Origin of the sequence: Candidatus Pantoea soli, assembly GCF_007833795.1 — a bacterium.
GTDB lineage: Bacteria > Pseudomonadota > Gammaproteobacteria > Enterobacterales > Enterobacteriaceae > Pantoea > Pantoea soli.
Genome location: NZ_CP032702.1, coordinates 2,349,908 through 2,372,970, shown reverse-complemented (window position 1 = coordinate 2,372,970; position 23,063 = coordinate 2,349,908). Strand labels below are relative to the sequence as shown.

Below are 23,063 nucleotides of genomic sequence, written 5' to 3'. Positions count from 1 at the left end.
GCGCTGCAGCGGCGCTGGCTGCGCGTGCCCGTTACTGACGCAGATAAGCGTCTGACGCGGGCCGCTTGCCGGCAGGCTGCAACGCAAACACGCAGGTTATTGAAATCGCCATTTGTTTGAGGTGGAAAGCGTTTCATGAAAAAGATCGTTTTGGTCATTAAGGATGCCTACTCGTACGCGGGCACAGAGAATATCTGCAATTTTATGTCGGAGTGCCTCGGCGAGCAGCACGCCGTCACCATCTATTCGCTGGAAGGCCACGGCAAAACCTTCTATCCGTTTGAACGGGTCAAAGAGATTGTCAGCTTTGAAGGCCACAGCAACCCGATTAAAAGCGCCGTGGCGCGCATCCATCAGGAAGGCTTCGACAGCGTATTCCTGATCAGCATGGGCCGTCTGAGCGTCATGTTCGCCTTCTGGAACCTGATGGCCATGAAGAAAAAAACCTTCAAAGCCTACGCCTGCGAGCACATCGCGATTAACTCGTTCAGTAAACCCATTCGCCTGCTGAAGTGGCTACTGCTGCGCTATTACGATCGCGTCATTGTGCTGACGGATAAAGATCATCAGGTGTTCAGCCGCTGGCATATCCCCAGTCAGCAGATCCCGAATCCGGTGGTGTACAAATCCTGGCAGCGGCAAACACGCAGCCGTCAGGCGCTGGCGGTCGGCCGTCTGGATAACCAGAAAGGCTTCGATCTGCTGCTGGATATCTGGGCGGATTTCAGTAAAACCCATCCCGAGTGGCAGCTGGTGATTGCCGGTGACGGCGAGCTGCGCCAGCAGCTGCACGATCAGGCGGCTGCGCTGGGCATCACCCACAGCGTTAACTTCGTGGGCAAAGTCAGCAACATTAACGATTACTACCGCGACAGCGACATGGCGCTGATGACCTCCCGCTATGAAGGGCTGCCGCTGGTGCTGCTGGAAGCGAAATCCTGGTCGCTGCCAGTGATTGCCTACGACTGTCCGACCGGCCCGCAGGAGATCATCAACGACGGTCAGGATGGTTTCCTTGTGCCAATGAATGATAAAGCCACCTTCCTGGCGCGAATGTCGCAGCTGGCCAGTGATGATGCGCTGTTCTACGCCATGAGTGAAAAAACAAAAGAGACTGCGCTGAAGTTTGACGGCAATCAGATCAAACAAAGCTGGCTGGCCCTGGTTTAACAACCTGATTCATGCCGCAGGATGCGGCATCGCCTGCGCTCTGCCGCGCCATCCGCGCGCAGGGCGAACAGGCCGGCAGTGCCCCTGCGTGATGACGTATCACGGCTGAATACCTCCGGGATCACACGTATAGCTGTCAGATGGCTCAAATTGACCACGGGAATAGATGCATGAAAAGAAGAGAAGTCTTGCAAACCGCAGCCTCCTCCATTGTTGCCGCGCTTTCAGTCAGCGCGTTTTCCAGCTACGCCGCCAGAAATGGCCAGCCGGCGCTGAAAAGCGTGGACCCGTCCAGCGTGCCTCAGAGCGATGTACCGATCCTGACGCCGGAAAATGTCTACACCATGCCGCCACAGTTCTGGCAGAACTTTGAAGGCAAGCTGTGGATCGGCCAGCCGGGCAGGGACGCCAGCCAGCCGGGCAATCAGATCCCGGTTTATCTGCGTGACGCCAGCGGTAAGGTCTCCCAGATCAGTCAGCCGATCGCCCTGAACAAGGGTAACTTCGCCCAGTTTATCCACGATAACGCCGCGCTGATTGCCAATCCTTCGCACTCCATGGTGGTTGAGGATAATCAGGGCAACACGCTGTTCTCCATCAGTGACGTCTCCCGCCCCAACCAGACCAACTTCAGTCAGCGTCTGGCACAGCCCAATGGCTACCAGCTGATTGGTGAAATTCCCTCTGTTGATGAACTGCGCAAAACCCGCCCGCTGTTTGCCGGAGCCAAAATCAAGCTGAAAAGCTGGCATGAAGGGCTGGAAGTCGGCGGCGGGGAATTTGTCGGTGCCTACGGCGAAGGCAAAGACGATGGCGGGGTGATCATCAGTGGCAACGGCTTTTACTGGCGGCGCGTGGTGGAAGATTATAACCGCCTGACGCTGTTTGATTTCGGCGCCATCGCCGACGGCAAAACCGACGCCGCGCCGGCGATCAAAGCGATGTATCAGTGGTCGCTGGATGCCAATCAGCAAATCTGCGTGCAGTTCCCGGCAGGCACCTTTTTCGTCACCGGCTGTGATTTCGGCGACGCGCAGCAGCGCTTCTTCCGCATTTCCGGCGCGATGGTGAACTTCGGCTACTTCCCGGCCACTACGCTGGTCTCTGATGGCCGTTCTGAATTCCTCTTCCAGGTGAATGCGCGCTGGACGGAGATCTCCAATCTGATCTTCAACGGCCAGAACGACAAGCATCCGAACAAGCAGGGACTGTTCCGCAACAGCTGTCCTGGCGGCCAGTTCTTCCGCGGCGCCTGCCTGCGCTTTAACCGCGTGGGCGGCACCTGCATCAGCCTGCTGGATACGCTGGATTGTAAAATCGACCAGTGGTACGCCGACACCTGTACCGGCGATGTGATTAAAGCCGGCTGGTCCGGGCAGAAGCAGGGCGTCTGGGATCACAGCACCGCCATTGAGCTGTCGAACTTTAATGCTCAGCGCTGTACCGGCGGTATGGTGCTGAACCTGCCGCGCTGCAGTCAGTCGATTATCCATAATGGCTGGATTGAGCACAGCGAGCATCCGGGGGATATCTCCAACGGTCAGTGGATCATTGATGCGCTCAGCCTGGAGGATTGCAAAAATCCACTGATTGCCCATAACTCGCGCCTTAATATGCGCCAGACCAATCTGCAGTCCGGCAGCTGGATTGATAACTCCCTGCAGGGTGACCGCTGGCTGAGCATCTGGGAAATGGGCTCGACCCGGGTGGAATCTTATGGCGTCGCGATCGACGGCAGCCTGAAGTACAACTACATCACCTCGCGCTATCGTCTGACCAACAACACCAACCAGGCGACCTGGTTTGAGCTGGGCAATTTCTATTCGCCGGATGTGGGTGACAGCTGGGAGATCGAGCTGTTTGGTCAGTCGCAGTTCAACAACGGCACGGATAATCAGCCGCTGATGGACGTTGCGGGCGGCAGGCAGACCGGCGGGCGGGCCGTAATCCATCTGCAGCGTAAGACGCACAAAGCGGAAGCCAGCTGGTCAGCCGAGGGCAGTTCGCCGGTGCTGGAGGTGCGCGTGGAACCGCGTTCCGACACCGACAGCAAAGTGTTCGTCAGGCTGGCAGGCTGGACGCCGGCCATCGCAGTGCTGATTAAAAGCACCGCGAAAGACCGTTTCCTTACCGGGCGCTGCGCACGCGTAGACGCCACGATGGTAGCGGGACAGCCATCCGGCAGCAGCCAGCAGGCACCGCAGCGCTTCAGTCTGCACAACGGCAAAGCCGGCGTGGGCGGCAACGAGCAGGGCGATCTGCTGCTGGCCTCCCGCGCGCTGAAGCCGGAGCAGGTTGATACGCGTGCGCCCAAAGGCTTTGTCTCTGTGGTCATCAACGGTGAGCAGGTGGCGTTGCCCTATTTCGCGCTGAAAGGGTAAGGGCGGCAACGCTGCGGGATATCGGGTGGCGCGCGGTTTCGCGCCACCCACAGCTGCATCCTGCCCGACTGACAGGGTGCAGCTGTGGGTGGTTTCCCCGGTTTTAGGTCAGATAACAGGTGGTAGCAGTCCTTTTCGGGCCACTGGCCCCTTATGCTGTTTTTTTTATTACAGAGTTCACTTAGCCAGTCTGGACCTGGCAGCTTGTAAAAATTAAAAAAATTTTTCTGGAGTAGTTATGAAGATTTTATTGGTGGGTAACCATACCTGTGGGAATCGTGGTGATGGCGCGATTTTACGTGGACTGATTGATTCGCTGCAGTCCGCGCGTGGGGATTTGGATATCGATGTCATCAGTCGTTATCCGACAAGCTCCGGATACTTACTCCAGCAGGACATTCAGCAGGACTCACTGTTTCTGCATAACAGCAAAGGCGGTAAAGGACTGGTCGGCAGCTTAAAACGCAAAGTGGCGAATCGCCTGATGCCGGACATCATGATGGCGCACCTGGGCAAGGGCGGCCTGTATAAATCCTTTTCTGTGCCTCCGCATCTGGCCGCATTCACCCGCAGTCTGGAAAAATACGATGCCATTATTCAGGTTGGCGGCTCGTTCTTTGTTGACCTGTACGGCGTGACGCAGTTTGATCATGCGCTCTGCGCCCTGATGGCAAAGAAGCCCCTGCACATGATCGGCCACTCCGTCGGGCCGTTCGAAAACCCGCGCGTCAACGCGCTGGCCAATTTTGTCTTTGACCGCGTGGATAGCCTGGTGCTGCGCGAAGAGGTGAGTCTGGAGCGCCTGAAACAGGATGGCGTCACCACCCGTCGGGTTAAACAGGGCGTGGATACCGCTTTCCTGGTCAAAGCCCGCAATATTGATAATCCGGGCCATAACCTGCTGCACTGGCAGAAGGTGATTGGCGCGCGCAAAACCATCGCCATCACCGTGCGCGAACTGGCGCCGTTCGATAAACGGCTCGGTGTCACCCAGAAAGAGTATGAAGCGGCCTTTGGTCGCGTGATTAACGCCATGATTGCTGCAGGCTATCAGGTGGTGGCGTTTTCCACCTGCACCGGCATCGACAGCTACGGCAAAGATGACCGCATGGTGGCGCTGACGCTGCGCGATCACGTTGCGCAGCCGGACCATTACCACGTCATCATGGATGAGTTTAATGACCTTGAGCTGGGGATCCTGCTCAGCCACTGCCATCTCACCATTGGTACCCGTCTGCACTCGGCGATCATTTCCATGAACTTTGGCACGCCCGCAGTGGCGATTAACTATGAGCACAAATCGCTGGGCGTGATGAAGCAGCTGGGGCTGCCGCAGATGGCCAGTGACGTGCAAAGCCTGATGGACGGCTCGCTGATCGACAAGGTACAAACCGTGCTGGCAGATTACGACAACGTGAAACAGAAAGTGGATACCGCGGTGGCGCAGGAGCGCGAAATCGGCAACCGCATTACCGAAGAAATTCTTAACGTGCTGGGGTAAGTGATGAAGTTAACCTTTTTCACCATGCGTTTTCCGGTTGCCTCTGAGACGTTTGTCCTCAATCAGGTAACGCATTTTATTGATGCCGGCTATGACGTCGAGATTATATCGGTGTTTCCGGGCGACATGATTAACCGTCATGCGGCATTCGATGAGTACAATCTGGCGGCAAAAACGCACTATCTGCTGCCGGAAGAGAAGGTCTCGAACCTCGACAAACTCACCCAGCGTATCGGGCTGATGCTGCCGAAGATCGCCAAACCGGCGCTGCTGAAGTCGCTCAATGTTGGCCGCTATGGCGCGCAGTCGAAAAAACTGCTGCTGCCGGCGATTGTCGCCAACGCAAAGCAGACGTTCACCGCCGATGTGTTCCTGGTGCATTTCGGCTATGCCGGCGCGCTGGCGAACAAGCTGCGTGAACTGGGCATCCTGAAAGGCAAGCAGGCGACGGTGTTTCATGGGGCCGACATTTCACGCCGCCATATTCTGGAAGAGCACAAGCAGGATTATGTGAATCTGTTCCGCCAGAGCGAACTGATGCTGCCGATCAGCCACCTGTGGGAGAACAAGCTGATTGAAATGGGATGCCCGCGCGAGAAAATTCGCGTGACGCGCATGGGCATCGAGCCGGAGAAATTTAACTTCCGTCCGCGGGAAGCCTTTCATCAGCCGCTGCGGATTGTCTCTGTGGCGCGCCTGACAGAGAAAAAAGGGCTGGACGTGGCGGTTAAAGCCAGCGAGATCCTGCGCGATAACGGCGGCCAGTTCCGCTTTACCATCATTGGTAACGGTGAGCAGGACGGCATGATGCGCGAACACATTGCGCGCGCCGGGCTGGAAGAGTTTGTCACCATGCCGGGCTTTAAGCCGCAGGAGGAGATTCGTCAGGCGCTGAATGAGGCTGATATCTTCCTGCTGCCGTCAAAAACCGCGGCCGACGGCGACATGGAGGGCATTCCGGTGGCGCTGATGGAAGCGATGGCGGTGGGGCTGCCGGTGGTCTCTACCTACCACAGCGGCATACCCGAGCTGATTCAGAACAACGTCAGCGGCTGGCTGGTGTCGGAAAACAACGCCGATGAGCTGGCCGAAACGCTATTGCGCCTGTCACGCGGTGATGTGGATGTCGCGCCGGTCGTGGCGGCTGCCCGCCAGAAAGTGGAAACCGAGTTTAATCAGCACATCGCCTACGGTGAGCTGGCGAAGATTCTGGAGCGGATGGCGTGAGTGGATTGAAAAAACAGGCCGTCTGGCTGTTTGGCAGCACCTGTTTTGCGGCACTGTTACAGGTGCTGCAGCTGGCGGTACTGGCCCGCAAACTGGAAACCCATGAGCTGGGGTTACTGGCGATCATCAACGCCATTCTGGCGGTCGCCACCGTGCTGCAGGATATGGGCATGAGCAGCTACATTGTGCATCGTCAGGACATCACGCGCCGTGAGCAGAGCACCATCTACTGGGTAAACGTTTCGCTCAGTTTCTGCACCGGTTTGATCATGCTGGCCATCGCCTGGCCGGTGGCGTGGTTTTACCATCTGCCGGAGCTGACGGCGCTGATCATGCTGACCAGCCTGAACTTCCTGGTGCTGGGGCATCTGTCGCAGTATCAGGCGCACTATGTGAAAACCAAACGCATGGTGACGCTGGCGAAGATCGAGATGGGTACCAAGCTGTTTGCCTTCCTGTGTACCGTGGCGATGCTTTACTTCACGCCGCTGACGGTTGCTGCGGCGATCCTCGGGCTGTTTATCAACGCCTTCACGCGGATTCTCTGCATGATCTACTTTGGCGAGAAAGCCTGGCGGCCCACCTGGGAGTTTGACGGCAAAACCTTTGTCAGCGCGGTACGTTACGGGATTTATCAGCTGGGGTCGCAGACCATTAATCAGCTGCGCACCCAGGCCGATGCGCTGATTGTTGGCAAAGTGATGGGCGCGGAGATGCTGGGCATCTACTCGCTGGCGAAAGAGCTGATCCTGCAGCCGCTGAAACTGGTCTCGCCGGTGATTAACCGCCTGGCGCTGCCGCGTTTCGCGGAGAAACAGCACGATCCGGAGCAGCTGAAAAAACTGTTCCTGAAGGGCACCTTTGTCATCATGCTGTTCAGCAGTGCGATGTATCTGGCGATTGGCATTCTCTCGCCGGTGATTGTACGCCTGCTGTATGGCGCGTCGCATGAGCAGGTGTATCAGCTGATCCCGCTGATGCTGCTGTTTGGCATGCTGCGCCCGATGGGCGGCCTGACCGGCGCCATTTCCCAGGCCAACGGACGCACCAACGTGGAATTCTACTGGAACATCGTTGCCAGCCTGGTGGTGCTGGTGGTGCTGGCGACAACCTGGATCTGGCCGAATGTGATTTACGTTGCGCTGACCCTGTCGATTTCACAGGTGCTGATCTCGGCGTTTGCGCATCCGTTCTTCATCAAACCGGTGATTGGCATCCGCTTTCTGCCCTATGCGCGCCAGTGGGTATCGGTCTCGGTGGTGTTTGTCGGTTTAATGCTGCTGGTGAATCACTTTAATCTGTTTGTGATGCCTGAGTGGTTTGCCGGCTGGTTGTAAGCATGCCCCCCCGGTAACGCGCCAGCCTCCCGCACGGCCGTTACCGCAGCGGCGCTGTTTTACCCGGCAAAGTAGCGCCGCCCGCTCTTCCGTTGCCGCTTTTTCTGCCCTGAAAAACCCTGGCCTTATACGCCAGGGTTTTTGCCTGCGCCTTGCGCTGTTTTTCAGCCAGTTAGCCGCAGTCAGCGGCCGATTTATGCCCGGGATTCAGCGGGGCATTTTGACGATTTTTGATGTTATGACAGAGAGTTAGTGTCGGTTTTTCAGATAAAGATTATACTTGCCCAACCGGCCGATCCTGCATAATCGACCCCACGTATTCACTTCATGAAATGGAATAAATATGACCAAGCTTAAAGCAGTAATCCCGGTTGCGGGTCTCGGTATGCATATGCTCCCTGCAACGAAAGCCATTCCGAAAGAGATGCTGCCAATCGTTGATAAGCCGATGATTCAGTACATCGTTGACGAGTGCGTGGCGGCGGGTATCAAGGAGATTGTGCTGGTCACCCATGCTTCCAAAAATGCAGTGGAAAACCACTTCGATACCACTTATGAACTGGAAGCGCTGCTTGAAGCGCGTGTTAAGCGCCAGCTGCTGAGCGAAGTGCAGTCAATCTGCCCGCCAGGCGTAACCATCATGAACGTACGTCAGGCCAACCCGCTGGGTCTGGGCCACTCTGTGCTTTGCGCACGTCCAATGATTGGCGATAACCCGTTTGTGGTGGTGCTGCCGGACGTCCTGCTGGATGACTCTACCGCTGACCACCTGCGTTATAACCTGGCGGCGATGGTCGCGCGCTTTGAAGAGACCGGCCGCAGCCAGGTCCTGGCAAAACATATGCCGGGCGAAGACCTGTCTGAATACGGCGTGCTGACCACCGAGCAGCCGCTGGAAAACCCGGGTGACATGAGCACCATCACCAACTTCGTGGAAAAACCCGAGCATCCGTCAGAACTGAACTCCGATCTGACCGCCGTAGGCCGCTACGTGCTTTCGGCTGATATCTGGGAAGAACTGGAACGCACTGAGCCAGGCGCGTGGGGCCGTATCCAGCTGACCGATGCCATCGCTTCACTGAGCCAGAAAAAACCGGTTGATGCGCAGCTGCTGACTGGCACCAGCTACGACTGCGGGCGTAAACTGGGCTACATGCAGGCCTTTGTTTCTTACGGCTTGCGTAACAACACCCAGGGTCGCGATTTCCGCGAAGCAATCCAGAAAATCCTGGCGAAATAACCTTTCTCACGCCGCGCGGCGTGCGCGGTTTTAAAGGAGCACACATGGCTATTTTGGTAACGGGCGGCGCTGGCTATATCGGCTCCCATACGGTGCTGGCGCTGTTAGAGCGCGGCGACGACGTTGTAGTCCTGGATAACCTTTGCAATGCCTCACGCGAATCCATCAATCGCGTAGAGAAGCTGGCGGGAAAAAAAGCCGTATTCGTGGAAGGGGATATCCGCGATCGCGCCTGCCTGCGTGACCTGTTCGCCGCAAACAACATCACGGCGGTCATTCACTTTGCTGCGCTGAAAGCAGTGGGTGAATCAACGCGTATGCCGCTGGAATATTATGAAAATAACGTAGCCGGCACCGTAGTCCTGCTGGAAGAGATGCGTGAAGCGGGCGTGTGGAACTTTATCTTCAGCTCATCGGCGACCGTCTACGGTGCTGATGCGCCGGTTCCTTATGTGGAAACCACGCCAATTGGTGGCACCACCAGCCCGTACGGTACTTCCAAGCTGATGATCGAATTCGTGATGCGCGACTTCGCCAAAGCTGAGCCGAACTTCAAAGCCATCGCGCTGCGCTACTTTAACCCGGTTGGCGCCCATGAATCTGGCGAGATCGGTGAAGACCCGACCGGCATCCCGAACAACCTGCTGCCGTACATTGCACAGGTGGCGATTGGCCGTCTGGAAAAGCTGGGCGTGTTTGGCAACGATTATGATACGCCGGACGGCACAGCGCAGCGTGACTACATCCATGTGGTGGACCTGGCAGAAGGGCACCTGAAAGCGCTGGATCACCTGCCGAAAGTGGAAGGCTACAAAGCCTATAACCTCGGCGGCGGGGTCGGTTTCTCTGTGCTGGAGATGATCAAGGCATTTGAGAAAGCCTCTGGCAAGCCGATTCCGTTCGAGTTCAAACCGCGTCGTGACGGCGACCTGCCGGCGTTCTGGGCCGATGCCAGCCTGGCGAATGAAGAGCTGGACTGGCGCGTGACGCGCGGCATCGATGCGATGATGCGCGACACCTGGAACTGGCAGTCGAAGAACCCGAATGGGTTCGAATAAAAAAACATCGCTAAATCATAAGCCTGTCAATGGACAGGCTTTTTTGCTTTTTAGAGACGAGCAACAGAGATAATCATCTGATGCTCTTCTTCCACATAGATTTGTTAGGTGCTAGGATTTCATCAAAAAAAATTGCACTAACAAGCATGTTTTAGAAGTGTAAATTGTAAGCATTAAATCAAGAGCATATGCTTGCAGAGAGGGAAAATGAGCATTTTGGTTGCTAAAGCCAAGGGCGGTAGCGTGTTCATTAGGTTAAAAAATTGAGGGTTTGATGAGGATAATTTTCTTTGTTAACACTGCATGGTATTTCAATCTTCACTGGATTGAGCGTGTTAATAAATTAGTGGATGATGGGCATGAGGTACACCTTGTCACAAGTTTAAATGATGAGAAAACCCGAAACGCGATTGAGCAGCAAGGGATTAAATGCTGGCATTTAGACATTGATAGATTTTCTTTAAACTTATTATCGAATTTAAAAGTACTTTTTGGATTCTATGCTCTCATCAGCCAAATAAAGCCGGATCTAATACATACAATAACTATCAAGCCAAACATCATTGGTGGAATGATTTCCCGTTTAAAAGGGGTTCCTCAAATAATAAGTATTGTAGGACTTGGCAGAGCATTCCAGGATGATGGGAAACTAAAGAAAATAGGCGCCATTTTATACAAGGCTGTGCTTTATAAGAACGAAAAGGTGAGGATGATATTTGAACATAATGCTGATAAAGAATTTTTTCAACGTTTATCATCTATCAAAAATAATGATCTTTATGTGATAAACGGCGCAGGTGTAAATACAGACAAGTTTTTTTATAAACCAGAAGTGGTAGGAAAAGAAACAAAAATACTGTTTGCAAGCAGATTACTAAAATCGAAAGGGCTTGAAATTGTTGTAGACAGTATAAGAGAGCTGAAAAAAGAAGGTGTTAATGTGGAATTAATGGTGGCGGGCATTGTTGATAATGACGATCCTGATCACATACCGCTAAATCAGCTTTATGAATGGCAGAGAGAAAAATTAATAAATTGGTTGGGCACGCGGGATGATATTAATCTTTTATTGCAGGAATGTAATATAATGATCCTGCCGACCAAATATGCCGAAGGAATACCCAGAATTATTCTTGAAGCATGCTCTGTAGGCAGAGCTTGCATAGTTGGAAATATGCCTGGTTGTCAAAGTATTATAACTAATGGAGTAAATGGGATGATTTTAGAGTCTCATAACACTGATGATTTATGTATGAAAATAAAATACTTGCATGACAATCCAGAAGTAAGAAGAGAGTTTGGTATCAACTCTGCAAAGAAAATAAGAGAATTTTTTTCTACGGAAATAGTCGTCAATGAAACGCTGAAAGTTTATCAGAGTGTAATTCTTGATAAGAAATATAATTGAATAGGTAAAAAAATGCTACTTTCAAGTAAAAATATGCTGGCTAGCTTTCTAAAAAATAGAGGGCTTATTTGGCAAATGACTAAGCGTGAAGTGACGGGCAGGTATAAGGGATCTTTTCTGGGCTTAGCATGGTCTTTATTTAACCCGCTGATGATGTTAACGGTTTATACTTTTGTTTTTTCGGTGGTTTTTAAGACAAGATGGGGAGGAGATCCTAATGCTGGTAAAGCTGATTTCGCAATAGTGTTATTTACAGGGCTGATCGTATTCAATCTATTTTCGGAATGTGTCGGGCGCGCTCCAGGTTTAATCACTTCAAACGTAAACTATGTTAAAAAAGTAGTTTTCCCATTAGAAATATTATCTTTTGTAAATTTCTTCGCCGCTTTGTTCCATGCACTAATTAGTTTTGTCGTGTTATTAATAGCCATTGTTGTTTTTAAGCATCAAGTTCATATTACGATTCTACTATTACCTCTTATTGTTCTTCCATTGATGCTGGCAATCTTAGGCGTGAGCTGGTTCCTGTCGGCCTTAGGGGTTTTTGTAAGGGATGTGGCTCAGACAATTGGCATAATAGTAAGTGTATTGATGTTTATGTCACCTGTATTTTACCCGGTTGCAGCTTTACCAGCTTCTTTTCAAAAAATAATTTTACTTAATCCACTAGCATTTATGATTGAGGAAGCCCGCAAAGTTGTATTTTGGGGAGTTGAGCCTAATTGGGCTATGCTAGGTGTGAATATCATTATAGGGCTATGTATATGTGTACTTGGATTTGCATTTTTCCAGAAAGTAAGAAAAGGGTTTGCTGATGTCTTATAATGATAAAGTGATTTGCGTCGAAAATATCAGTAAATGCTACCAAATTTATAACAACCCTCGTGATAGGCTAAAGCAATTCATTATCCCCAGAATAGAGAGCGTGTTTAAAAAAGAGCGTACCCAATTTTTTAATGAGTTCTGGGCTTTGCAAGATATTAACTTTGAGATAAAAAAAGGTGAAGCTGCAGGTATTATTGGTCGTAACGGATCCGGAAAGAGCACGCTCTTACAAATTATAACTGGAACTTTAACACCTACAAGTGGAACGGTTACTACCAATGGCCGTATCGCTGCCTTGTTAGAATTAGGATCTGGATTTAACCCGGAGTTTACAGGAAGAGAGAATATTTATCTTAATGGCGCTGTGCTTGGATTAACCAAGTCAGAGATTGATAATAAATTTGATGCAATAGCAGGGTTCGCAGATATTGGTTCGCATCTGGAACAGCCGGTTAAAACGTATTCTAGCGGTATGATGGTCAGGTTAGCATTCGCCGTTCAGGTACAACTTGAACCAGACATTTTGATTGTCGATGAGGCTCTGGCAGTTGGAGATGCCTTATTTCAAAAGCGGTGCTTCAGGCAAATCGAAAAGTTAACCAGCAACGGTGTAACACTGCTTTTCGTTTCACATGATCAAGAGTCTGTGCGTACTTTGACCAATAAATCCATACTGCTTGATCGTGGCAAGCAGATTATGACTGGATTATCTTCGGAAGTATTATTGGAATATCGCAGGTTGCTGCATGATGAAGAGAATAAGTTTTACGCCAATTTAACTGATGAAATAAGCGCAAGAACGCAACACGAACATAAAACAGATCTGGTGGCAAACAAAGAAGAGCATCAGGATGAAATTAAAAATGAGGATGAAATAAAGGAAACGCTACGTTCAGATAAACTGTCTTTTGGTGAAGGCGAAGCTACCATAGACGGCGTTGAGTTATTCAACGAGCAAAATGAAAAAGTGAATGTTTTTAATCCGGGTGAGAAGATAAAGATTAGAGTACATTTCACTGTTCATAAAGAAACAGATAAGCTTAATGTTGGCGTTAGAATAAGAAATAAAGAGGGCGTAAAAATATATTCCTGGGGCACTTTAAATCAAGATATGTTTAAAAGAAGCAAAAATATCCGCCAAGATATTTTCTGGGCTAAAAAATTCAGCCGAGGCGATAAGCAATTTGTTGATTTAGAGTTCGAGTGCACATTGGGAAGTAATTTATATGAAATTCAGGCGTCTGTTTCTTATGAAGAAACTCCTGATTATTTTTCACAAAAAATATTGCATTGGCGGGATGAAGCGGCATTTTTCCATGTGCATGTCTTACGTGATATTTATTTCTTTGGTGGCTTAACAGATTTGAAAATGATAGCCAAGTGGTGATTGAATGATAAATGCGTTTGCTATTGAAAAATCATTTGGGATTGGCAACTACATCTTGGTTGATAGTACAGATGATTTCAAAAGCCATTTTTTAATGACAGGATATCAGATCCTGCTCATTAGTAAGCAGCAGTTAGAAAAAAATTGTAGTATTGCTGATGAATATGATTTTATTTTTATCAATGTGAGCCAGCCATGGCTTGAGTCAGACTGCTATTACCTCAGTGAAGTACTAAAGAAAAATATAACAATTAAAAAAGTCGCACTTTATACCGGGCTGGGTGACGCAGAAGAAAATAAAGCAGAAAATGTATTGAAGGTTTTAAATGAAACCTTTTTTATAAAGGATGAATTCTCTATTGGTGAGTTAAAAGTATCTGATCTGTTTTTCTTCAAACGGATAATGAAAAAAAACAAACATAAATCAGAACGTGCTTTGCAAAGTGTATTGGTTAATGAATTAAATAAATATATAAGATCAAACGAAAATGTTGCGATTATTGGAGAAGGTTTATCTTGCCTGAGTGATTTTTTAATAAAAAGCTCAGAGGCTCAAAATATCAAAACATTCCCCTCTTTGAATGATTACATTAAGCATTTTGAGCTGCTGAATCACGATAACCTTATAAATTATGAGAAAATAGATGACTATTATGATTGCATCATTCTTTTAGACGAGTTTTATCCGGTAAAAGACTTTTCTTCGCTGCGGCATGTAGGGAAAAGTTTATGTCCGGGAGGAAGAATTATATTCACATCTGATGATTTTTACAGTGAAGAATTAGATGAATGCTTTGAGATAGAAGTTACATATCATTCAAAGGAAAATAATTATTTTGCATCAAAATTTGGCAGTGTGCAGAATATTGGCGAACTTGATAATTATTATGTAGTTATGAAGAGCCCTTTAGAAGATACTCACTTATTCAAATTTAAAGAAAAAACGTACTTATATAGTTCCCCCCCTCGCCATTTATTATCATTCGAAAACGATTATCATAATCCCTGGTTGATTAAAGCCATGGTTGAGTTCCCGACCAGGAATAAGAATAAATTTTCTTTAGAACGATATGCAAATAAGATCATTGAATACTACCAGGATGATACTCCTGATTATGGCTCGGCTTTGGCAATAATTGGCTATCAAAAATTAACATATGGTAATAGATATCAGATTTTAAACTTAATTGATGGTTACGTCTCCAGAGTAGATGCCTTAGAAAATAAAACGCCCCATCAAATAAGATGGTTAATATCACTTTCTGTCTTAGGTGGGGAGTTATTAAAAATGGAAAATAAGAGCCAGGAGGCCCTGATTAAGTATTCTAAAGCTGTGTCTTATGATTATAAAAAATTCAGCCCTACAATTGGAACTAAGGTGCTGCAAGCTTATTATAATATTGCCATTATAAATTTTTGCAGAAAAGAAAAAAACTTATCACTTATAGCCATAGATAAAGGGTTAGAAGTAGGTATTAATCTTTTAAATATTGAAGAAACTGAGTTGATTGGCGATAAAAATTCGCCTTTAATTTTTACAATGTATATTTATCATGATATTTTAGATTGGGCAATAAAATTAGCCAATCTTAAAAATCATTTAGGTAAAAAGAACAAGTTGTTACCTAAACTTAATGGTTTAACCTGGTCTGGCATGTTGAGAGAGCGCATGGATGCGATCAATAACATGGAAAGCATGATCAAATCCAGAGATGACGTAATTTTAAGTCAGGGAGAAGTGCTTGAGGAAAGATGGGATGCTATAAATAAGATGAACAGGGAAATCGAAGCTCAAAAGTTATTAATCGAAGAAAGATGGAATGCAATGCAGGAAATGGAACAAATGATTATTGAAAGAGATAATGAAATTTTAAATCTCAAAAAGATATTAGCATTGCAATAAAATGAATTTCATTATTTAGGTTAAAAATAATTATGTCTAATATATCATGGTTTATCCCAAGTTTGATTAAAGGTTCTGGCGGTCACAGAACGATTCTACAGCATGCACATTATTTAGAAAGTAAAGGCCATAATTGCCACATATATCTTGAAGATGAACATGGGATTGGAAGCGCATCAGATAAAATTAGTGCATTATTTAATTTGAATTTTAAAAATGTGTTTTATGGTTGGAGAAATGCTACTTCCTGCGATGTTGCCATTGCAACCATCTGGTATTCATCTCCATTTGTTGCTTCTCTTCCTTTTAGTTGTAAAAAAGTTTACTTCGTGCAGGATTATGAAGCATGGTTTAACCCGATGGGTGACGCCTATATTATGGCCGAAAACTCTTACCAGTATGGTTTGACGCCGATAACTATCGGCCGTTGGTTAAGGCATACGCTTAAAAATAAATTTGACGTCAACGGATACCATTTTGAATTCGGTGCTAATCTGGACGTCTATCGTAAGCTGCCAAAAGTAAAGAAAGAAAACTCAATTTGTTTTATTTATCAACCAGATAAGCCCCGCAGATGTGCGAGGCTAGGCTTGGAAGCATTAGGTATAGTCAAACATCGATACCCTGATGTGAAAATTTATCTTTATGGGTCAGAGGAGAAAGATAATGTCTGGTTTGATCATGAGAATCTGGGGTTATTGGACTTAGAAAAATGCAATGAGCTCTATAATAAATGTAAAGTTGGTTTGTGCTTAAGCTCTTCCAATCCATCTCGAATACCCTTTGAGATGATGGCTTCTGGATTGCCAGTAGTTGAATTATGGCGTGATAATAATTTTTACGATCTACCTAATGGTGCAGTATCTTTAGCTAAACAAACACCAGAAAGCCTTGCAAAAGCAATTATCCAGATTTTGGTAAATGATGAACTGGGCGAAAGAATGTCCCGATTTGGTCTGGAATTCATGTCGCAGAGAGATCTAAAAATAGAAACCAATCAATTTTATAATGCTATAAACAACATACTCGTTGATGGTGAATATAAAGAACTGCAAATTTCTAAGATCTATAGCGGTGAAATTATAGAAGAAGAGTTTACCCGTGAGGCAACTCTTTCAGCATTACATATTGCTTCACCATCTCGATTAAAAAGAATTGCCATGTTGCTTCCGTTAGGCGTCAGAGAGCCTTTGAGAAAGGTTTATAGAATTATTAAAGGTATGTGATTAAATGTCCGTAAAAATTAAAACTGTTGATGTATGGGATACTTTGCTCAGAAGAAAATGTCATCCTGATGTCATTAAAATAGCTTCTGCCAGATATTTCTATTTCAAATACTATGATCTCCATAAACAATCAGATTTAAAACAGCTTTTCCTAAAGCGAGTCGATATTGAAAGGCAAATAGGGAAGCGTAATGTCGAGCAGGGGTTTGACGACGAATATCTTTTTGAAGATGTCATTTTTGAATGGTGCAGTTCTTTATTAGTTAATTGCTCACAAGAACAGGTTGCAGCCATTCGAGATGAGCTATGTGAGTATGAATTCAATTTAGAGATTGCATTAACGGAAGCAGATTCTGATATTGCCTCGTTACTTGAGGATAATCCCTCTGAAATGACATATTTTTTATCCGACTTTTATATGTCTGATGTACGATTGAAGAAACTGATAGACAAAAATGGGCTCGGTCATTTGGTTTCAGAAGGTTTTTCTTCCGCAGATATAAAATTAAATAAAAGGTCCGGCCGTCTCTTTGACTTTTTAAAAGAAAAATACCAAATTAATAGTAATGAATGGTTACATATAGGTGACAATGAATGGTCTGATAAAATTCAGCCTGAAAAGCGTGGCATCAAAACTATTCATTTTATGCCTGCAAAAGCTCATCAAACCAGACAAGAACATGAATTGCAATTTAACGATAGTAATATTCTTTATGAGAATATCCTTTTAAAGATAGAGTCTGAACTGACAAGCTTTGAAAAGGGTAGCTCGGATGATGTGTTTAAGCTTGGTGTTAAGTGTTCACCATTTATATTAGGTTACGTTCTCTTTATTCTTGAAAAGGCAATTGAAAACAAATGTGATAAAATCTTCTTTTTTACTAGGGAAGGTGAGTTTTTTATAAAAGCATTCAAAATAATCCTTGCTAAATTACAAGTGGATTTACCGGGTATTAAATTTCCGGAATATAACCTCCTCGAGGTTAGCCGATTAGCTACATTTTCAGCATCTGTTACTACGGTTAGTATCAATGAAATGATGCGAATATGGAATCTTTATAGTTCACAATCGATGAACGCTCTGTTCAAGACGCTGGACATTGAGCCTGACCTATTCAGGAATCTATTGAGTAAGTATTCCATACAGCCAGAAGAAATTATTCGTTATCCATGGCAGGATGAGAGAGTACAAAATTTATTTAAAGACAACGATTTTATTCAAATAGTAGCCAGCCATTGTTCAGATAAAAGGGAACAACTAATTTCATATTTGTCTTCCAAAGGCTTACGCAATGAGATGCAGAATGTTTGTGTCGTAGATGTTGGCTGGAGAGGGACTATTCAGGATAATATTGCTCTAGTTCTACCTAACGTTAATTTGCATGGTATATATTTAGGTTTGGCAAAGTTCTTAAATGACCAACCATCCAATAGCATCAAATACGCATATGGCCCCGATCTTAACATTTCTAATGAAATGCCACATTTCCTTGATTCAGTTGCACCAATAGAGATGATAACTAATTCACCTTCAGGTAGCGTTATTGGTTATAAATCTAAAGATGGAGTAACTGAAGCTATCAGGAAGGTTGACAATGAGGAAAATAAGGCTTGGGAAAACTTTACTGAAAGTTTCCAGCTCGGTATTCTCTCATCTCTCGAACACTGGAAAGAAGCTGTTGCTATAAATGTTATCACCAGTAAAGATCTAAGACCTTTAGCTATGAAAATCTGGGAAGATCTTATTACTGGTACAAGCGATAAGCTTAATGACACGTTCAGTAATCTTACTCATAACGAAACTTTTGGTCTCGGCGGTTATGTTAACAAGAAGCTTGCGCCTTCAGTTTCTGATATTGCCAGAGCTGTATTTAACTGGCAAAAAAGGCGCGAGCTAATTAGTTTTATTATTGCAAATCAATGGAGTGATGGGGTCAGGAAGAGAAAAGATTTATCTTTTTTAAATCGAAATTTTCTTGCTCTTATTATTGATATAGCAATGATTTATAAACGGCATTTTATGCGTAGATAATATATGTCGATGCAGGTGATGTTTTTTTGTGCTCTTAGAAATCCTTTCATTGAGGTTTTTATATCTTAATGTTAGAAAAGGTATATCAGTTTCCATTAGACAGGAGTATGTAATGTCCAAGCAACAGATCGGCGTTGTAGGTATGGCAGTGATGGGCCGCAATTTGGCTCTTAACATTGAGAGCCGCGGTTACACTGTTTCCATTTTCAACCGTTCTCGTGAAAAAACGGATGAAGTGATTGCTGAGAATCCAGGCAAGAAACTGGCCCCTTTTTATACTGTTGAAGAGTTTGTTGAATCCCTGGAAAAACCACGTCGTATCCTGCTGATGGTGCAGGCCGGTGAAGCAACAGATAAGACGATCGCTTCCCTGACGCCACATCTTGATAAAGGCGACATCCTGATTGACGGTGGTAACACCTTCTACAAAGACACGATTCGTCGTAACAAAGAACTGTCCGATCAGGGCTTCAACTTCATCGGTACCGGCGTTTCCGGCGGTGAAGAGGGCGCACTGAAAGGCCCATCCATCATGCCTGGCGGCCAGAAAGAAGCCTATGAGCTGGTTGCTCCGATCCTCGATCAGATCGCCGCACGTGCTGAAGACGGTGAAGCCTGCGTTACCTACATCGGTCCGGACGGCGCGGGTCACTACGTCAAGATGGTGCACAACGGGATTGAATACGGCGATATGCAACTGATTGCAGAAGCCTACGCTTTACTGAAAGGTGCGCTGGGTCTGAACAATGAAGAGCTGGCCAAAACGTTCACCGACTGGAACAACGGTGAGCTGAGCAGCTATCTGATTGACATCACTAAAGATATCTTCACCAAAAAAGATGAAGAGGGTAATTATCTGGTCGATGTCATCCTGGATGAAGCCGCCAACAAAGGTACCGGTAAATGGACCAGCCAGAGTTCGCTGGACCTCGGTGAGCCGCTATCGCTGATCACAGAATCCGTATTTGCCCGTTACCTCTCTTCTCTGAAATCGCAGCGTGTAGCCGCGTCTAAAGTGCTGAGCGGCCCTCAGGCACAGGCCTTTAGCGGCGACAAAGCGGAATTTATTGAGAAAGTCCGCCGCGCGCTGTACCTCGGCAAGATTGTCTCTTATGCGCAGGGCTTCTCGCAGCTGCGTGCGGCTTCTGAAGAGAACAAATGGGATCTGCACTACGGTGAAATCGCCAAGATCTTCCGCGCCGGCTGCATTATCCGCGCCCAGTTCCTGCAGAAGATTACCGATGCCTATGCCAAAGACGCCAACATTGCGAACCTGCTGCTGGATCCTTACTTCAAGAACATTGCAGACGAATACCAGCAGGCACTGCGTGATGTCGTGTCTTACGCTATTCAGAATGGTATCCCAACGCCAACCTTCTCTGCCGCTATCGCTTACTACGACAGCTATCGCTCAGAAGTGCTGCCTGCCAACCTGATTCAGGCGCAGCGTGACTACTTCGGTGCGCATACGTACAAGCGCATTGATAAAGACGGTGTGTTCCACACTGAGTGGCTGGACTAAGTGTAAAAAGGCTTCCTTCGGGAAGCCTTTTTTCTTACATCACCAGCAACTCACCCTTACGCCCCGCGTTCTCTCCCGCCAGTCGCACCACCAGCATCCCGGCCGTGACAAACTTAGTCAGGTTTCTGGCGTACAGCACCCCGCCATACTCAGCCACCAGCGGCGTAACGTAGTCCGTAATCGGATCGACGACTTCGGCGACCACTTCACCGGCATTAATCCACTCTCCTAACGCCCTGCGGTTGAACAGTAAGCCGGAATAGGGCGCATGAATATATTCGCAGCCCGAGAGCGCCGTTGGCGGATGGATCAGGGCAGGAGATTCACCCACTTCACCGGCCACGTAGCCGCCTTCAATCAGCGCGTTGATAATATTGTCGGCATCTTTCTCTGCCTGTTCAGGTGAAACGTCCGCCACACCGCGCAACTCCAGCGTCACCGGCAGCAGGCCGCGCGGCATTGGGTAGTCCTTGCCAAAACGCTCAGCCAGCGTCAGCCAGGGTTCGCAGCACGCTTCGTCGAAAGGCTCGCCGCCGGAGATTTGAGCCAGCAGCTGCACTTCACTGCCCAGCCAGCGCGCCAGCGGTTCAATGTCGGGCCACGCGTGCGGCGTGGTATAGAGATGTGGCAGCGCATCCCAGTCGCAGTGCAGGTCAATCATCAGGTCCGCCTGGCTGGCCATGCGCATCAGGGTGAAGCGCTGGGCTTCCAGTTCGCTCCGGGCGATGGTATCGCGATAGTAGCGATCGATGGCGTCACGGATCAGGCGTCTGTTTTCATATTCGCTCTGCGTCAGCGAGCCTGCCAGCTCGGCGGCCAGTTTGTCACCCAGCGCCGGGAAGCGGCGGTTGAAGTCCTGACCAGAGAGAGTATGAAAACGTCCCAGATGCGTACCGTGCCAGTGCTGGCCCAGCGCTAACGGATTGGCAACCGGCACCAGTGTCACCTTGGATTTGAGCCGGCCGGCGGATTCCAGCGCCAGCAGTTTCTGCTTCAGATACCAGGCCACCGCCATACCCGGCAGCTCATCGCCGTGCAGGCCCGCCTGGATGTAGACGCGCTGTTGAGAATCAGAACCAAAATGAAAGCTGACGATTTCGCGCTGGGTGCCTAGCGTGGCACTCAGCAGGGGATGATGTTGTTGTTGCATAACGCTGTCCTTGTCCTGTAGTACGGCACACGTTTTGTCGTGCCTGACGTGATGAAGAAAATTATAGTTGTCGTCAAAAAAAGAGCGACTTAACGATAAATACTCTCTCTCAAAGACCTGAAACGCATGCTGCGTGCCTGCTATCGGCGCAGCCTGGAGCACGCGATAAAGCGCGCCGCGCGGCAACAGACGCTATGCCAGTTCAGCGCGGGTCTGAACGGCATAACGTCCCTGAATCACTCACTGCCGGATGGAAATATCCGTGGCGAAGTATTTTTTCTGCAACTGATCGAAGGTGCCATTCTTTTTGATTTCTGCGAAGGCGTTATCCAGCGCGGTTTTCAGTTCGGTATCGCCTTTACGCAGTCCGATGGCGGTGCCGGGGCCGATAATCGGGTCCTGAACAATCGGGCCAGCCAGCTCAAACGCTTTGCCCTGCGGATGCTGCAGGAAGCCGATAGCAGCCTGCGCGGCATCGGTAAACACGGCGTCAAGACGGCCGGAAACCAGATCGCTCTCCACCTGTGCCTGGTCACCGTATGGCACCACGTTCACGCCGTGCGGCTGCCATTTCGCCAGCGCATAGCGCTCCTGCACCGTGCCCTGTTCCACGCCCACGGTTTTGCCTTTCAGCGATTCCGCAGTTGGCAGCAGGCCGGAACCCTTACGCGCAATCAGCTGCGTATGAGTGTCGTACAGCGGTACGGTGAAGTCGATCTGCTTCAGGCGCTCTTCGGTGATGCCCATGTCAGAAAGGATGGCGTCGAATTTACGCGCTTTCAGCGCCGGGATCATGCCGTCAAACTGGCTCTCCACCCAGACGCAGCGGGCCTGCATTTGTGCGCACAGCGCGTTGCCAAGGTCGATATCAAACCCCACCAGCTGGCCCTGCGGCGTTTTGGATTCAAAAGGGGGATAAGTGGGATCGACGGCAAAGCGCACCTGATCAATCTTTGCCTGTGCAGCAAAGGCGCAGCCAGCCAGCAAGGCCAGCGCCAGCGTGTGGCGCAGGCGGGTAGTCAACGGGGAAAGTGCCATAGTCTCGGTCTTCTTTTGTCATGATGTTGAATTCCGAGAGTACCGCTCAGTCTGGCGCAAGGCAATTAGAGGATTATTTTCATCACGTTACCATTATGCAGCCGCTGATAATCCGCCACGTTGAGCACCACCGATCGTTCCAGCAGCCCGGCATTAAAGGCGATGTCGTCGTAGCGCGTAAACAGCAGCGGGTCGACCACCAGCTGTAAATCCGCATGAAAGCTGAACGGCGGGATGGCACCGAACACGCAACCGGTCAGCGCAGCCACCTCCGCCGGGGAAGCCAGCGACGCGCGACGTCCGCCGACGGCGGCGGCCACTTTGCTCAGGTCCGCCTGCTGGTCAGCCGGCAGCACCGCCAGCACATGCTGTTTACTGCCGTTGCCCTTGACGTGACACACCAGCGCTTTGGCACCTTGTCCCACTTCCGTTCCCCGGATGGCGGCCACGGCTTCACATTTACCGATCGCTGCATGTTCCAGGATGCGATATCTGGCGTTGTGCTGGTCGAGCAGGGCAATGAGTTTTTCATGAGTGGTCATGTTTTTTTTCCATCCTGATTAAGCGCGATACATTGCGCAGCGATATAACAGGTACCGCGTGTGACAAGCGCAGAGAAGGGTAGCGACGCGTTTTCTCGCGTTCTTACGAGAAGTAT

17 protein-coding genes are annotated in these 23,063 nt (G+C 48.5%); 14 read left to right on the top strand and 3 right to left on the bottom strand.

Features of this window, described 5'->3' with window-relative positions; all coding sequences use genetic code 11:
- Positions 1-135 precede the first annotated feature (135 nt).
- From D8B20_RS11075 to gnd, 14 genes are all read left to right on the top strand, one after another.
- A complete protein-coding gene (locus D8B20_RS11075; RefSeq protein ID WP_145888927.1) occupies positions 136-1,170 on the top strand; it encodes a glycosyltransferase in 1,035 nt (344 codons plus the stop codon).
- Positions 1,171-1,340: 170 nt separating this feature from the next.
- On the top strand, positions 1,341-3,551 hold the full coding sequence (locus tag D8B20_RS11070; protein WP_145888926.1) for a phage tailspike protein: 2,211 nt from the start codon (positions 1,341-1,343) through the stop codon (positions 3,549-3,551).
- 238 nt (positions 3,552-3,789) lie between these two features.
- Complete coding sequence (gene wcaK / locus D8B20_RS11065) at positions 3,790-5,052, top strand: colanic acid biosynthesis pyruvyl transferase WcaK (RefSeq protein ID WP_145888925.1); 1,263 nt, start codon at positions 3,790-3,792, stop codon at positions 5,050-5,052.
- Positions 5,053-5,055: 3 nt separating this feature from the next.
- Entirely contained in the window at positions 5,056-6,279 is a 1,224-nt protein-coding gene (locus D8B20_RS11060; RefSeq protein WP_145888924.1) for a glycosyltransferase, read from the top strand.
- Positions 6,276-7,616: an MOP flippase family protein gene (locus D8B20_RS11055; RefSeq protein ID WP_145888923.1), complete on the top strand. Its 1,341-nt coding sequence runs from the start codon at positions 6,276-6,278 to the stop codon at positions 7,614-7,616. Before D8B20_RS11060 ends, D8B20_RS11055 begins: the two co-directional genes overlap by 4 nt.
- A gap of 343 nt (positions 7,617-7,959) precedes the next feature.
- Positions 7,960-8,856, top strand: coding sequence for a UTP--glucose-1-phosphate uridylyltransferase GalF (gene galF, locus D8B20_RS11050; protein ID WP_145888922.1), 897 nt, complete (start codon positions 7,960-7,962; stop codon positions 8,854-8,856).
- Between the two features lie 44 nt (positions 8,857-8,900).
- On the top strand, positions 8,901-9,914 hold the full coding sequence (gene galE / locus D8B20_RS11045) for a UDP-glucose 4-epimerase GalE (RefSeq protein ID WP_145888921.1): 1,014 nt from the start codon (positions 8,901-8,903) through the stop codon (positions 9,912-9,914).
- Positions 9,915-10,188: 274 nt separating this feature from the next.
- On the top strand, positions 10,189-11,322 hold the full coding sequence (locus D8B20_RS11040) for a glycosyltransferase family 4 protein (RefSeq protein ID WP_145888920.1): 1,134 nt from the start codon (positions 10,189-10,191) through the stop codon (positions 11,320-11,322).
- A 12-nt stretch (positions 11,323-11,334) separates the two neighbouring features.
- The gene (locus D8B20_RS11035; protein WP_145888919.1) at positions 11,335-12,147 is read left to right on the top strand and encodes an ABC transporter permease; all 813 of its coding nucleotides are present in this window, start codon (positions 11,335-11,337) and stop codon (positions 12,145-12,147) included.
- Positions 12,137-13,534, top strand: coding sequence for an ABC transporter ATP-binding protein (locus D8B20_RS11030; protein WP_145888918.1), 1,398 nt, complete (start codon positions 12,137-12,139; stop codon positions 13,532-13,534). Before D8B20_RS11035 ends, D8B20_RS11030 begins: the two co-directional genes overlap by 11 nt.
- A 4-nt stretch (positions 13,535-13,538) precedes the next feature.
- Positions 13,539-15,437, top strand: coding sequence for a hypothetical protein (locus tag D8B20_RS11025; RefSeq protein WP_145888917.1), 1,899 nt, complete (start codon positions 13,539-13,541; stop codon positions 15,435-15,437).
- 32 nt (positions 15,438-15,469) lie between these two features.
- Positions 15,470-16,663: a rhamnosyltransferase WsaF family glycosyltransferase gene (locus D8B20_RS11020; RefSeq protein ID WP_145888916.1), complete on the top strand. Its 1,194-nt coding sequence runs from the start codon at positions 15,470-15,472 to the stop codon at positions 16,661-16,663.
- 4 nt (positions 16,664-16,667) lie between these two features.
- The gene (locus D8B20_RS11015) at positions 16,668-18,695 is read left to right on the top strand and encodes an HAD family hydrolase (RefSeq protein WP_145888915.1); all 2,028 of its coding nucleotides are present in this window, start codon (positions 16,668-16,670) and stop codon (positions 18,693-18,695) included.
- A 112-nt stretch (positions 18,696-18,807) separates the two neighbouring features.
- Positions 18,808-20,217, top strand: coding sequence for an NADP-dependent phosphogluconate dehydrogenase (gene gnd / locus D8B20_RS11010; RefSeq protein ID WP_145888914.1), 1,410 nt, complete (start codon positions 18,808-18,810; stop codon positions 20,215-20,217).
- Between the two features lie 34 nt (positions 20,218-20,251).
- Here the strand turns inward: gnd and D8B20_RS11005 are convergent, their stop codons facing one another.
- The 3 genes from D8B20_RS11005 to D8B20_RS10995 form a co-directional block, all read right to left on the bottom strand.
- Positions 20,252-21,367 carry a succinylglutamate desuccinylase/aspartoacylase family protein gene (locus D8B20_RS11005; RefSeq protein WP_145888913.1) on the bottom strand — a complete coding sequence of 372 codons (1,116 nt, stop codon included), beginning with the start codon at positions 21,365-21,367 and terminating at the stop codon, positions 20,252-20,254.
- Between the two features lie 240 nt (positions 21,368-21,607).
- Positions 21,608-22,405 carry an ABC transporter substrate-binding protein gene (locus tag D8B20_RS11000; protein WP_145888912.1) on the bottom strand — a complete coding sequence of 266 codons (798 nt, stop codon included), beginning with the start codon at positions 22,403-22,405 and terminating at the stop codon, positions 21,608-21,610.
- A 65-nt stretch (positions 22,406-22,470) separates the two neighbouring features.
- A complete protein-coding gene (locus D8B20_RS10995) occupies positions 22,471-22,947 on the bottom strand; it encodes a YbaK/prolyl-tRNA synthetase associated domain-containing protein (RefSeq protein ID WP_145888911.1) in 477 nt (158 codons plus the stop codon).
- Positions 22,948-23,063 lie beyond the last annotated feature (116 nt).